This is a genomic window from Chryseobacterium soldanellicola (assembly GCF_900100115.1).
Taxonomy (GTDB): domain Bacteria; phylum Bacteroidota; class Bacteroidia; order Flavobacteriales; family Weeksellaceae; genus Chryseobacterium; species Chryseobacterium soldanellicola.
Window position 1 is genome coordinate 172,531 of the sequence record NZ_FNKL01000003.1, and the last position, 13,194, is coordinate 185,724.

The 13,194-nt window shown below is 36.3% G+C and carries 12 protein-coding genes; 5 read left to right on the forward strand and 7 right to left on the reverse strand.

The features are described 5' to 3' along the window. Position 1: 1 nt before the first annotated feature. On the forward strand, positions 2 to 490 hold the full coding sequence (locus BLT04_RS10275; protein WP_089755723.1) for a hypothetical protein: 489 nt from the start codon (positions 2 to 4) through the stop codon (positions 488 to 490). A 63-nt stretch (positions 491 to 553) separates the two neighbouring features. Then, positions 554 to 1,063 carry a hypothetical protein gene (locus BLT04_RS10280; protein ID WP_089755724.1) on the forward strand — a complete coding sequence of 170 codons (510 nt, stop codon included), beginning with the start codon at positions 554 to 556 and terminating at the stop codon, positions 1,061 to 1,063. A gap of 155 nt (positions 1,064 to 1,218) precedes the next feature. Here the strand turns inward: BLT04_RS10280 and BLT04_RS10285 are convergent, their stop codons facing one another. The 6 genes from BLT04_RS10285 to BLT04_RS10310 form a co-directional block, all read right to left on the reverse strand. Beyond that, positions 1,219 to 1,770, reverse strand: coding sequence for a DNA-3-methyladenine glycosylase I (locus tag BLT04_RS10285; protein WP_089755725.1), 552 nt, complete (start codon positions 1,768 to 1,770; stop codon positions 1,219 to 1,221). A gap of 755 nt (positions 1,771 to 2,525) precedes the next feature. Beyond that, positions 2,526 to 4,103, reverse strand: a complete 1,578-nt coding sequence (locus BLT04_RS10290; RefSeq protein WP_089755726.1) for a DHA2 family efflux MFS transporter permease subunit — start codon at positions 4,101 to 4,103, stop codon at positions 2,526 to 2,528. Positions 4,104 to 4,609: 506 nt separating this feature from the next. After that, positions 4,610 to 5,713, reverse strand: a complete 1,104-nt coding sequence (locus BLT04_RS10295; protein ID WP_089755727.1) for an HlyD family secretion protein — start codon at positions 5,711 to 5,713, stop codon at positions 4,610 to 4,612. Between the two features lie 14 nt (positions 5,714 to 5,727). Continuing rightward, positions 5,728 to 7,050, reverse strand: a complete 1,323-nt coding sequence (locus BLT04_RS10300; RefSeq protein ID WP_089755728.1) for a TolC family protein — start codon at positions 7,048 to 7,050, stop codon at positions 5,728 to 5,730. Then, entirely contained in the window at positions 7,034 to 7,660 is a 627-nt protein-coding gene (locus BLT04_RS10305; RefSeq protein ID WP_089755729.1) for a TetR/AcrR family transcriptional regulator, read from the reverse strand. The genes BLT04_RS10300 and BLT04_RS10305 overlap by 17 nt, the downstream gene beginning before the upstream one ends. Positions 7,661 to 7,990: 330 nt before the next feature. Next, positions 7,991 to 9,109, reverse strand: coding sequence for a DNA polymerase III subunit (locus BLT04_RS10310; RefSeq protein ID WP_089755730.1), 1,119 nt, complete (start codon positions 9,107 to 9,109; stop codon positions 7,991 to 7,993). Positions 9,110 to 9,397: 288 nt separating this feature from the next. On the opposite strand from BLT04_RS10310, the gene BLT04_RS10315 reads away from it, so the two are divergent. From BLT04_RS10315 to BLT04_RS10325, 3 genes are read left to right on the forward strand one after another with little or no spacing between them, the layout of a single operon-like run. Then, a complete protein-coding gene (locus tag BLT04_RS10315; RefSeq protein WP_089755731.1) occupies positions 9,398 to 10,681 on the forward strand; it encodes a hypothetical protein in 1,284 nt (427 codons plus the stop codon). A 1-nt stretch (position 10,682) separates the two neighbouring features. After that, positions 10,683 to 11,273: an LPS export ABC transporter periplasmic protein LptC gene (gene lptC, locus BLT04_RS10320; protein WP_089755732.1), complete on the forward strand. Its 591-nt coding sequence runs from the start codon at positions 10,683 to 10,685 to the stop codon at positions 11,271 to 11,273. A gap of 5 nt (positions 11,274 to 11,278) precedes the next feature. Then, positions 11,279 to 12,322: an anhydro-N-acetylmuramic acid kinase gene (locus BLT04_RS10325; protein WP_089755733.1), complete on the forward strand. Its 1,044-nt coding sequence runs from the start codon at positions 11,279 to 11,281 to the stop codon at positions 12,320 to 12,322. A 4-nt stretch (positions 12,323 to 12,326) separates the two neighbouring features. On the opposite strand, the gene BLT04_RS10330 is transcribed toward BLT04_RS10325, so the two are convergent. Further along, positions 12,327 to 13,097, reverse strand: coding sequence for an alpha/beta hydrolase (locus tag BLT04_RS10330; RefSeq protein WP_089755734.1), 771 nt, complete (start codon positions 13,095 to 13,097; stop codon positions 12,327 to 12,329). Positions 13,098 to 13,194: the final 97 nt, after the last annotated feature.

A 13,194-nucleotide genomic window follows, 5' to 3' on the forward strand; every position in this document is an offset into this window, starting at 1 on the left:
CATGAATTGGATCATCAGAAATACAAAAAGAATTAAGTTTCACACCAATCTTACTGAAGTTTTAAAGCCAATTTGGAAAGATCTTTTTGAATATAATTGGGTTTTGACGGATTTAGATTTTATGTCCGACGATAACGATATTCACATTGATTTCAACCATGATTATTTTATCTTAAACAAAGAACAGTTTGAAAAACTATATCAATCTGAAACTCAAATTATTTGGGGTATAATTTCTGCCACTCCTAAAAATCTTCAATTAAATACAAATTCAATTTCAAATTTATCTGCTGAGGATTTGAATGCCTGGAAAAATAATCAATTTCTAATTCCGGAATCTTATGTTGAAATTGTAGCTTTTGACAGTGCCTATACAATTGTGAAGTTCAAAGATGAAAAGCTTTCAAATAAGTTTAAAGAATATTTTGAAGATGAAGCTATAGACTTACAAAAGTTTAACGAAGATTATATGACAAAACCGAAAACATAGTTCGATCCAAACAATAAATACGTATAATCTTTTTCGTAACTTTATTCAACAAAATAATAAACTATGAAAAACTCAATTCTTTTACTATTCACATTTGTATTTATCGGTTTCGGGGCTTTTGTAAAAGCTCAAAAAATATCAGACGGACAATCTCTAGATGTCGGCGGAATGAATGTCACGTTCAATATCACGAATAAAGAAAGTTTTCAGGTGGGCGGGAAACAGTTTGACCGTTATAAAGTTTCGGCTTCCGTAAAAAATACCTCGGATAAATCATATAATATCAGATTATCATCGTACCCTCAGATCGTCAGCAATATCGGACTTGTAGAATTAGACTGCATCAACGCAACCGGTGCAAAACTGACTTCCAAAAAGATTCAGCTGAAAATGAAAGCCCAGATCATCAACGTCACTTATTCTGCTTACGACAAATCAGGGAAGTTTACGAATAGCGTAATTCCTGTAACGGGAAGCTATTATTTTGACGCAGGAGATGTCATCACCGATGATGCTATTTTTATTGTTCCGCAGGGTGAAAAACCTGATGTTTCGGTGAGAAGTTTGAAATAAGATATTAAAAATTAAATCATTAAGGATAAATTTAGTGATTAAGATTATTAGATGATTCGACAAGCTCAGCATGACATTTCTAATACTAACTAATTAATTAACAGTCTTTTTTAGCGATGTCATGCTGAGCTTGTCGAAGCATCTTAATATATTATTTATTCACTTTTCCACATGGGGTTTTGTTTCAAAACATTTTTGTAAACAGCACAATTTTCCGAGTGTGCGCCTTTCAGATAACCAATGCTCATTAGAAATTCATTGACAATTTCACCGCCTGTGAATTTGAACGTTTTTTTGAATAATTTCATCCATTCCTGCAAATCTTTAGGATGGTGATGCTCAAGCCACTTTTCAAATGAGCCGAATTCTTTTTGCAGCTCGATAATGGTTTTTGCGTTTTCGATGGCTGCGTTTACCTTTAATTTATTTCGAATAATTCCGGGATCACTTAATAATCTTTCGCGGTCTTCTTCTGTGTAAGCCGCCACTTTTTGAATATCAAAATTGTCGTATGCTTTCCTGAAACTTTCTTCTTTCTTCAAGATCGTTTCCCAGCTTAATCCTGCCTGATTGATTTCCATGACCAGTCTTCCGAACAACTCATTATCATCATGAATCGGAAATCCGTAGTGATTGTCGTGGTAATTTTTATGAAGTTCTCTCCTGCTTTCAGGCTTCATTCCTTCTATGGCTGCACAATAACTCATTTCAGTATATTTTCTGTATTGGTTAAAAATTTTCTAAAGGTTCTTTACTATCAATCCCGTTTTGGTCTGCTAAGATAAAAAATCAGCGGATGTATCGGTGAAGACTGCCCCATTATTTGATGCAATGCTGATCAATTTAAATAAACAGGCGAGTTTGATTTCATATAACAAAGATAAGCCGGGTTTGTGACAACTGTCTGGCAGGAGAGAAAAAATAATGAAGTTATTCACATGTGAATCTTAGCGGACAAGTTGAAAAATATACTGCTAAGTTGATAAGTAACCTTAATTTACAGCTGTTATTTATTGCAATTGAATTGCTAATTATTATGAACAACCAACACTGAGGCAAAGGCTATACCCCCTTCCAAACCCTCTTTATCCACTTCTCTAACCGTCTCCACCTACTTGCATAAGGGGCTAAAGCCCCTCACTAAGTATCTATACCCCGTTATACAAGTCCCGACACCCCCTTCACCAAGGGCATTACCCCCCTTACCTAACCCCCCATAGCCCCTTACCCAACTGCCTGCAACTCCTTATCAAACTACCTTTAGCCACTTCTGCAAGTGGGCAGATTCCCTTACTATCCCTACCATTCCTCTTATGATATTGTTTTTACCATTAAGCAAGCTGCTTCTTTGTTATGATCCTTCGTGAAAAGTTTTGTTGTTTAAAACTTGTAGGAAGATAAGAGTCTCTTTTAAAACAAAAAAACCTCCACAATTGCGGAGGTTTTTTCTATTCATTTAAATTTAGTGCATAGCTTCACTCAAATCTATTTTCTCTTTACTTTTTCGCTCTCTGATGAACAATATAAACGGAATACAGATCAGGAACGCTATTCCCAAATAAAGGAATACATCCATATAAGAGAGTACTGTCGCCTGTTTTGTTACCGTCAGATCAAGCATTTTATAGGCTGCATTCATGGCTGCATCGGGGGTCATTCCTTTGGCTACGAAACTGGCTTTTAAACCTGCCAATCTTTGCTGAACCGCAAAATCAGTTTCATCGAGATGGGAAATCAAATTTACCCTGTATCTCTGGCTGGCATTCGCAATGAATGTTGTAATGGCTGCAATCCCGAAAGAGCCGCCAAGCTGTCTCATCATCCCTGTAAATGCGGCGCCCTGACCGATCTCCTGTCCTTTCAGCGTACTTAATGATAAGGAAGTGATCGGGATAAATAGCAGCCCGAGACCCGCTCCCCTTACCATCAGCATCCAGAAAAAGGCTTCTTTACTGGTATCGGGTGTCAGGATTTTATATCCCCAGAAACTATATATAAAGAATACGAACAGCCCTAAAGCTACCAGGATCTGCTGTTTTGCTCCTTTTGAAAGTAAGCGGCCAATGATCGGCATCATAAAAGCGGTTGTAAGCGCTGCCGGAATCATCAAAGCTCCCGACTGAAGGGCCGTCCATCCCAAAATACTCTGCGTATACAGCGGAACGATAAAGGTGGAACCATACAAACCGAATCCTAATACAAAGGACATGGCCGTCCCGATCCTTAAATTACCGTTCTTCAAAACCCTGAGCTCTACGATCGGATATTTAAAGGTGAGCTCCCTCCAGAGGAAGAGAATAAATCCTAAAACTGCCGTTACGGTAAATGTCACGATCATTCCGCTGGCAAACCAGTCTTCTTCATGACCTCTTTCCAGGATAAACTGTAATGATCCTACTGTAACTGCCAATAAAGCAATTCCCAGCCAGTCGACATCTGAGGCTTTGCGTTTTTCGGCATATTTCGGGCTTTTCACGAATTGTAATGTCATTAATGTTGCGGCAATCCCAATCGGAATATTAATATAGAAAATATATGGCCAGCTGAAATTATCAACAATATAACCTCCTAATGGCGGACCTAAAGTTGGACCGATAATTACTCCTAATCCATAGATCGCCTGAGCCATACTTCTTTTTTCGATCGGATAAGATTCCGTAATGATTGTCTGTGAAGTCACCAGAAGCGCTCCACCCCCAATTCCCTGACATAGCCGGAAGAATACCAATTCCCAGATGTTATCTGCATTTCCACATAAAAATGAAAATATGGTAAAGATCACCACCGAGGCAGCGAAATAGTTTCTACGCCCAAACTGCTGTGACAGCCAGCTCGTCATCGGTACAATAATTACGTTACCTATTGCATAAGCCGTAATTACCCAACCTACTTCAGAAAGTGTGGCTCCCAGGTTACCCTTCATCTCATTCAGGGCAACGTTTACAATCGTGGAGTCTACAATTTCAAGCAGAGCACAAAGAATTGCCGTGATCGTGATGATCACTCTTCGGGCTCCATATTCTACTAATGAATCTTGCATAGTTTTTAATAGGTATTAAAAAATTAAGAGATGAGATTCAGAAATTTTAGAAATCAGAACAAGTTTTTTACGAACTAACTTTATTCTTTTTAATAATTAAATTTCTGTATTGATGATTTTAAGATTGAGGTTAAGTTAAGGTTGAGGTTTAGATAGGTTTTGGCTAAAGCCAATGAGATTTTAATCTTTTTTAAACGGGCTAAAGCCCGCTCCTATTGATGAACCTTATTTCACGCCTAATTTTCTCTTTCAATCCTTAAATCTTTTTAATTTTAAATGATTTAAGTAATTTCCAAATCTCTTAAATCTTAATCTTTTAATTATTTTTTTAAAGTGAATTGTCAATGGTCAATCAACTATGTTGTCAATTTTACTACTTCATTTCCAATTTCATCATTGATTTTCCTCTGCAAACCGGTATCCGCTTCATGATCAATTTTACTGCTTCATCTTACATTTACAATTTGACTTGCCTCTGCAAAACTGACAATTCACTTATTTTATTATTATTTCAAAGAAACCTCTGCTTTCACATTCATTCCCGTTCTCAACTTTTTCGCGATATTTTTATCAAGGTTTACAAAGTCGATTTTTACAGGAAGTCTCTGCACAACCTTCACAAAGTTTCCACTCGCGTTATCCGGAGGAAGAATTGAGAACGTAGCGCCAGTCGCGGGAGAGAATGAGCTTACTACTCCTTCAAAATCCGTATCAGGGAAAGCATCGATCTCGATTTTCACTTTCTGACCTTCCACCATTCTGTCAACCTGCGTTTCTTTAAAGTTGGCCACCACCCATTTCTGGTCGTTTTTAACTAAAGCAAATAATTGCGAACCTGCCTGAAGATATTGTCCTGCCTGAATCGGAACTTTTCCTACGAAACCGTCTTCCGGAGCCGTGATTACTGTATATGACAAGTTTAATTTTGCATTTTCAACATCTACTTCTCTCTGTTTAGCCACAGAACCCGCAACACTGATTTGCTGAGAGCTTGCTGCTGTCTGAGAAGATGCGATTGTCGTTTGCTGAGCAATTTGATTTCTCTGATCAATCAGCACCTGCAGCTGTCTGTCTGCAGATTGTTTTGCTGCTAAAGCCTGCTCATATTGCTGCTCTGTAATTGAATGATCTTTTACCAGAACTGAATATCTTTTTAAATCCTGACCTGTTTTCCAGACATTAACTTTTGCGGCTTCGATCTGTGCATTTGCTGTTGTAACGGCTGCTTCAGAAGAATTAATATTTTTTGAAGTTGCAGTCGTTGTAGCCTGTGCATTTGAGATATTGCTTTTTGCGGTAGATAAAGCCGCCTCAGCCTGCTCTAAAGCCATTTTCTGATCTCTGTTATCTAAAATCACCAAAGTATCGCCTTTTTTAACGAACTGGTTGTCTTTTACTTTTACCTGCGTTACATACCCTGAAACTTTAGAGATCACGGGGCTCAGATTTGATGCGATTTGTGCATCATCCGTTTCCTCGTGGAACTGGCCGTAAGAATACGTTCTGTATCCATAAATCCCTCCCACTACTACGACAACCGCTAAAATTATCGGGAAAACTAAACTTTTTTTCTTTTTAGGTTCAGCTGCTTGTGTATTATTATTTTCCATTGTTGGTCTTAATCTTATTTAATTGTTAAAGTTCCTGTAGTTTGTAATAGTTTTCTGTAAGCCAAGGCTGCGTCTGCTTTTGCATTGATTACTCCAACGTTTGCTGAAATCTGTGCTGCATCTGCATCCAAAAGTTCGGTCATTGTTGCGAGACCGTTATCATATTTATTTTTAGTAATTCTGTAGTTTTCATTCGCCTGCTCAGCAGATTTTTCATATACTGCGATTCTTTTTTTCGAGTAATCTGTATTTTGATATTCTCTGTTGACATCGAGCTTAATGTTATCATTTAATAATTCATTGGTTGCTTCCAGCTGCATTTCTCTTGCCTGAGACTGCTTAAATGCCGAATTCTGCTTCCATAGATTAGCTAAATTATAGGAAATCCCGACTCCCACATTTACAGCATTGTAAACGGTAAGAAATTTTGGGGCATCTGCTGCGATATAACCTCCCGTTAAAGCCACTGTAGGATAATTTTCAGCTTTTGCCGCTTTCGTTCCCATTTGCGCGGCCTTTCTCTGTTGGTCCAAAGCCTGAAGGTCTTTACGGTTTTCTTTTGCTGTATTTACGTAATAATCGACAGGTTTTATTTCCTCAGCTTCATCAATATATTTTTGATCAACTTCAATTTCCGTTGTTTCCGGAAGGCCTAATAATAAATCCATATTGATGTTGGCAATATTGTAGTTGTTTTTGGCTTCCAATAACTGCAATTCGATGTTTGAAGTCTGAAGATTTGCCTTTAAACGGTCATTTCTTGCGATAACGCCGTTGTTTTCAAGCTTAAGAAAAGTTTCGTCCCTTTTTTGAGAAGCGGTAAGGTTTTCTTCTAAAACTTTGATTGACTGATTGGCTTTAAATAAATTATTATAAGCCTGCGCAACGTTATAAGCAATTGAAATTTTATCATTTTCCGTGCTTAATTTTGATGCTTCAACTAAATATTTTGCTGATTCAATTCCGTATCTGATTCTTCCACCTGCGTACAATGGCATTGAAAGATTTGCCTGACCCAGGAAAACAGATTTCGGAGCGGCCATTCCGCCGCCTTCTCCACTACCGGATTCATTTAAAAACTTAATGTCTACTTTTGCATTCGTTAAACGCATGTAGCTTGCCGAAAGTTTAAAATCCGGAAGCTGCTTATTTTTTGCGTCCAAAAGATCAGCTGTAGCTTCTTCGATTTTAGCTGCGTCGATCTTTAGATTCTTGCTGTTTTGGATTCCCAGTTGTACAGCCTCATCCAAAGTCAGTGTTTTTTTCTCCTGAGCATTTGTGTTTGCGATTCCTATAAAAAAGGAAAGAGCAATAACGGTGTTATTTATTTTCTTCATAACCTAAAAGGTCTTTTAGTAAATATTTAATATGTTTATTAAGTTCTGTGTAATATTTTTCATCAAAAACATCTTCATCATCCGTATCATTAAGGAATTCTTTATACATTTCTTTGGCATTTGATGCATAAAATAAAGTTCCGCTTACCGTTGAATGAAGCATGTAAATCGGAGGATTTTTTGTGAAAACTCCTTTTTCCAGTCCGCTTTCCAATATTTTTGAATACATGGCGATAAATCCCATTTTTGTTTCCTTCAGAAATTCCACGATATGAGGGTTTTCTGTGTAAAGCTGCTCCCGTTGCATGATTCTGTAAAAACATTTATTATGTCTTACTTTTCCTGCAAACTGATCTACGATCTTTTCTATTTTTTCCCATTCATTAATATCTGTTCTTTCCAAGATGTCTTTTGAAAAAAACTGACCTTCACTCATCCTGTATTCTACAAGCTTTTCATACAATTTTTCTTTTGAACCGAAATAGTAAGAGATCATAGAAATATTCACATTCGCAGATTTTGCGATCTCCCTTGTGGAAGTACCTTCAAAACCCTTTTCAGCAAAGAGCTTTTCGGCAGCAAATAATATATTCTCTTCTTTTGAAATCATTATATTCTCATTTTTCAAGCCGCAAATGTACAACAGATTTCTGATAAATCAAACGATTGATTGATTTTTTAATTATTTTTTAATATTGACTTATATAAGTACCTGGAAATTATTACATTTAAGGTTAATAAAAATTAAAGAATATACTAAAGAACAAAGAAAACAGTTTAAATTATACTGTTTAGATGCTTCAACAAAGCTCAGAATGACATCGCGAATACTAACTTTTTAATTATTAATCAGAAATTATGCATAATAATTTAACATGTCATGCTGAGTTTGTCGGAGCATCTAAAAAAACAAAACTCCGACAATCGCGCCGGAGTTTTTTTATGAATTTTTATGAATATATCTCGATAATTTGATTCCTAAATCTGTCCAGACAATTTTAGGGTTTCCGTTTCTTGTAAGGTGAAGATCAGCGGTGTTGATTTCTTCTAAAATACTTTCAATATTGGCTCCGCTGATGAATTTTGAAAAACCAACCCAATTGAATCCGTTGGCATTAATTTTTTTATACACTAAATTTTCCGACTGATAATTCTGAAGCAAAGCCAATCTGAAAATCTCAGAACAGTAATTTAAAAAGTTTTTTTGTTTTTCCCTGTTCCAGCCAGCAATTTCTCTGGCCCAAAGAATGATACTTTTCAGAAATTCGGGTTTCTTTTTTACCATAAAAGCATCACGAACCCATTGAACAAACAATTTTTCAAACTCCTCGTTCTTAGTTCCTGAATTCAGTAATTTAATGGCATCATTCAGATCTCCCTGAGCTTCATGACTGATTTCCCTTACTTTTTCTTCGGAAACGGAAAAGTTTTTCCTGATATAATTTTCCAGATCTTCATCAATAATTCTTGGAACTTCCACGATTTGCGTTCTCGAAAGAATCGTCGGTAGAATATCATTGGTAGACTCTGCTGTCAGAAGAATTATCGTTTTTGCGGGTGGCTCTTCTAAAAATTTAAGAAATTTGTTGGATGCGGCAACGTTCATTTTATCCGCTCTCCAGACAATCAGAATTTTGGTGCCGCCTTCATAGCTTTTTAATGAAAATTTTTGATTCTGATCATCAATTTCATCCGCAGAAATGAAAAGCTGCTTATTTTCTGATTCTAAAAATGCCGTCCAGTCATCATAGCTCGCATAAGGAGAAGAAATGATCATCTCCCTGAATTCTTCAAATTTATTTTTACTTAAGGAATTTTTATTATCCGTAAAAACCGGGAAACTGAAATGTAAATCAAGATGGTTTAAATGCTCAACTTTTGAAGCGGCATGTTCATTTTCGCCACTCAAAATCTCTTTTGCATATGCTAGAGCCATCGGCAATGTACCGTACCCTTCTTTTCCTACGAAAAGCTGGGCGTGACTCACTCTGTTTTCAGTGATGCTGTCTTTAAGAAGTTTTTTCAGATTTTCTTGTCCGGCAATGTTCTCCCAATTCATGGCTCAAAGATAAAGAAAATTGTAATTTGATAGCTCGTCAATTTTACTTTGTATGTGAATTTTGCTTCGCAAAAGATAAGGTGAATTGTCAATTTTTGCTTCGCAAGTCAATTGTGAATTTTTCTTAATAATTATAAACAGTTCTTTAAAAATTGACAACAAAGTTAATTGACTATTCATTTGCGAAGCAAAATTCACTATTAATCCCCCTTAACAAACTTTAACCTCATATAATTTTTACAATTCATTAATATTTAAGATATTTGCGCATTGTTTTAAAAATAAAGAATGAAAAAAATCTTTGTACTATCATTTATATCAGTCGGGTACTTCCTAAATGCACAGAGTTTAAGCAACTCGCCATACGCAACATACGGAATTGGAGATGTAAAATATGATAATACTATTGAAACTGCCTCAATGGGTGGTATATCAACAGCCTACGTAAGTGATTTTACGAGCAGCTTCAACTTTGCAAACCCTGCAAATAACGCTAATTTCGAGCTTACCAGTATAAAGCTGGAAGCAACCAACGAAAACAATTATTTCAAAACGAATTATAATGATACGAAGTCTACAAAACATTCTACGTATCTTTCTAATATTTCATTGGCATTCCCGATTTCTTCCAAGATTAAAATGGGAATTTCTTACCAGCCTTACAGCTCAAAAAGCTACGATATCCTTCATTCTGAAACATTATCAGACGGCACTACCGTAGCAAATCGTTTTAAGGGAAGCGGTACATTGAATACGGCACAGGTTGCCTTATCCTATAAAATATCACCTGCCTTTTCTGCGGGTGTGAGAGCAAACCTGTATTTTGGTAATCTGTATGATCTTAATGAGCTTGCGTATTCAAATGCAGAGCTGATTAACGGTTATGAAACTAAAAACAGTATCAAAAACTTTAATTTTACTTTAGGAGCAAGCTATCAGAACATCAATCCCAGTACTGATCATAAATTGACGATCGGTGCCACAACTACTTTTGGGAACACTAGCAATATGTCTACTCAATATACAAATAGCACCTATTTTTATACGGATGCTGCAGGAGAGGCAAAATCTAATGAAAGCATTATTGAGCAAAAGAGCATAAATTCAAAAAATCTTTTACCATTACAGGCTTCAGTTGGAGTTGGATATGGTGATGAAAACCATTGGTTTGTTTCCGGTCAGGTAGATTATAAAAAAGGAGAAAGCATTGCTTATTTTGGAAATACCTTAGATTTACAGGATTCTTACAGAATTGCTGCGGGGGGCTGGTATCTACCAAATGCCAACAACTTCAGAAGCTATTTTTCGAGGGTTGTCTACAGATACGGAGCGTTTTATGAAAAAGGAAGCTTAAAAATCGCAGGAACAAATATCAACAAATTCGGTATTTCTGCAGGCGTTCTTCTTCCGTTCAAAACAAGTAGTATTACGAGAATGAGCGGTCTTGAATTAGGTGTTGAATTGGGAAAAAGAGGAACACTTGACAATAACCTGATCAACCAAAACTACATCAACTTGAGAGTTGGCTTCAACTTTGCTGATAAGTGGTTCAGAAAGACTTTATATAACTAAAATGAAGTTTGTTACAAACATATCATATAAAAATATAGCATACCTTTTTAGTTGTGCTATATTTTTTATATTGACATCCTGTGAAGAGGATCTTACCAAGGCCAACGGCAATAAAAGTAAAAATTTTCCTTCACAAATCATCAATAATGCCAAGATTACCCAAAGAGATTCCGGGTTTGTGACGATGAAGGCTTTAGCGCCGATTATTGAGAAATATGAATTGATAGACAGCCCTTATACAGTGGCAAGAAAGGGGGTTGATATTCAGTTTTTTGACAAGAAAAATCCCAAAGTTCCCGGAACGATCAAAGCAAAATATGCCAAGTTTTATGATTACAAAAAATTCTACGAAGCAAAAGGCGATGTAAGAATTACCACAAATGAAGGTCAGAAATTTGCCATGCAAAGTGTTTACTGGGATCAAAAAAAGAATCGTATTTATACTCACGACACTGTTTTTGTCACAATGGAAGATGGCTCTACCCTTATTGGGGCCAACGGAATGACCGCAAAAGATGACTTCTCGGAATATACTTTTTATAAAAATACGGGAGATTTCAGCACCAAGCAATTATCCGAATCTAAAAAATAATTTTTATGGTCCTGCAGGCGATTGGATTAATGTCCGGAACAAGTTTGGATGGTGTAGACCTCTGTTTTGCAAGATTTGAAAAGCACAACAACTGGGAGTTTCAGATTCTAAAAGCTGAAACCATCCCTTACCCTAAAATATGGGAAGATAAACTTCGGAATTCTATCAATATTTCTGCTCAGGAATTATTAGAGTTAAATTCTGAATACGGATTTTATTTAGGTCAATTGGTTCGTGAATTTATCCAAAAATATAGTCTGAAAAACATAGATCTGATAGCTTCTCATGGTCACACCGTTTTTCATCAGCCTCAAAAGAAATTTACATTACAAATCGGCGACGGACGGGCCATTAAAATAGAAAATAATTTACCGGTTATCTATGATTTCAGAAGTCAAGACGTTTTAATGGGCGGAAACGGTGCTCCACTCGTGCCAATCGGTGATGAATTGCTGTTTTCCCAATATGATGCCTGTCTTAATTTAGGCGGATTTTCGAATATTTCATTAAAAATTAGCGATAAAAGAATCGCTTTTGATATTGTTCCCGTGAATATTATTCTGAATAAATTAGCTCAGAAATTCAATAAAAATTTTGATGAAAACGGAGATTTGGCACGGACAGGGAAAGTAATTGAAAACCTATTAAATAAGCTTAATTCACTCGATTTTTATAAAAAATCACATCCGAAATCTTTAGGAATCGAATGGTGTAATGAGTTTATTTTTCCTCAATTTGAAAATTTCGAAACTATTGATCTATTGGCGACCTTCATAGAACATATTGCACAGCAAATTTCTACAATAATCAATGAATATAAACTGAAAAATATTCTATTTACGGGTGGTGGAACTTACAATCATTATTTAATTCAAAAAATTAAAGAAAAAACAACCGCCGAAATCATCATTCCGGGAAAAGAAATCATTGATTACAAAGAAGCGTTGATTTTCGCTTTCATGGGTGTTTTAAGACTTAATAATGAAATTAATGTCCTATCTTCCGCAACGGGAAGTTCCCGCGATCACAGCTCAGGAATTATTGCTTAAAATCTTACTTACTTATTTTAGAAGCATCAACAATCAGGCCTGCAACTTCTTTCGGATTCGTCATGAAAACACAATGACTTGCGTCAACTTCTATCGTAGTGCTTTTCGCCCTTTTTGCGTACATTCTTTCAAGATCGGGATTGATAATTCTGTCTGATTTTGCAACTACATACCAACTTGGTTTAGTTTTCCATGCCGGATTTTTAATAATAGCATGAAAGGCTACATCAGCAGTTGGCGTTTGTGACATTGCCATGAAATTTGCTTTTTCTTTCGGTACTCCCCCCGCAAAATCGCTTGGGAATTTAGCAGGATCAATATAATTAAATCCATCCTCCCCTTTTATAATAGACTTATAGGCAGGCGGATACGCTTTTCCGTTATCTGCCTCTGACTCACCTTCATCCGGGGCATGGGCTGCAACATACACCAAACCAACAACTTTCGGATTATTTCCGGCTGTCGTAATGATTGCTCCTCCATAGCTGTGTCCTACCAAAATGCAGGGCCCGTCCTGCTGATCGATAATTCGGTTAACGGCTTTTACATCTTCATCAAATGACAACAATGTATGCTGTGTTACAGAAACATGATATCCTTTTTTCACTAAAACATCATAAACTCCCTGCCATCCCGAACCGTCAACGAATGCGCCGTGTACAAGCACAACATTTTTCACCGCTTTATTTTCCTGGGAATAAAAGCTGCTAGTGATCAGTAAAGCCAATATCAGCAATATGGCATTTAGTCTTTCAAAAATCGATTTGGTTTTCATAATAATTGATTAAGGTTAGTAATGAAATATGTAAAGCCCCATTATAAAATTAATGAAAATTCAAGCCCGAAAAGAAAAAAATGCTAGAATTGAAAAA

Bases quoted from the DNA above. Each gene is read 5' to 3' on its own strand.
- BLT04_RS10310 (WP_089755730.1), bottom strand. From the start codon at position 9,109: ATGAATTGGGAGAACATTGCCGGACAAGAAAATCTGAAAAAACTTCTT.
- BLT04_RS10290 (WP_089755726.1), bottom strand. From the start codon at position 4,103: ATGCAAGATTCATTAGTAGAATATGGAGCCCGAAGAGTGATCATCACG.
- BLT04_RS10330 (WP_089755734.1), bottom strand. From the start codon at position 13,097: ATGAAAACCAAATCGATTTTTGAAAGACTAAATGCCATATTGCTGATA.
- BLT04_RS10305 (WP_089755729.1), bottom strand. From the start codon at position 7,660: ATGATTTCAAAAGAAGAGAATATATTATTTGCTGCCGAAAAGCTCTTT.
- BLT04_RS10315 (WP_089755731.1), top strand. From the start codon at position 9,398: ATGAAAAAAATCTTTGTACTATCATTTATATCAGTCGGGTACTTCCTA.
- lptC (WP_089755732.1), top strand. From the start codon at position 10,683: ATGAAGTTTGTTACAAACATATCATATAAAAATATAGCATACCTTTTT.
- BLT04_RS10285 (WP_089755725.1), bottom strand. From the start codon at position 1,770: ATGAGTTATTGTGCAGCCATAGAAGGAATGAAGCCTGAAAGCAGGAGA.
- BLT04_RS10280 (WP_089755724.1), top strand. From the start codon at position 554: ATGAAAAACTCAATTCTTTTACTATTCACATTTGTATTTATCGGTTTC.
- BLT04_RS10325 (WP_089755733.1), top strand. From the start codon at position 11,279: ATGGTCCTGCAGGCGATTGGATTAATGTCCGGAACAAGTTTGGATGGT.
- BLT04_RS10275 (WP_089755723.1), top strand. From the start codon at position 2: ATGAATTGGATCATCAGAAATACAAAAAGAATTAAGTTTCACACCAAT.
- BLT04_RS10300 (WP_089755728.1), bottom strand. From the start codon at position 7,050: ATGAAGAAAATAAATAACACCGTTATTGCTCTTTCCTTTTTTATAGGA.
- BLT04_RS10295 (WP_089755727.1), bottom strand. From the start codon at position 5,713: ATGGAAAATAATAATACACAAGCAGCTGAACCTAAAAAGAAAAAAAGT.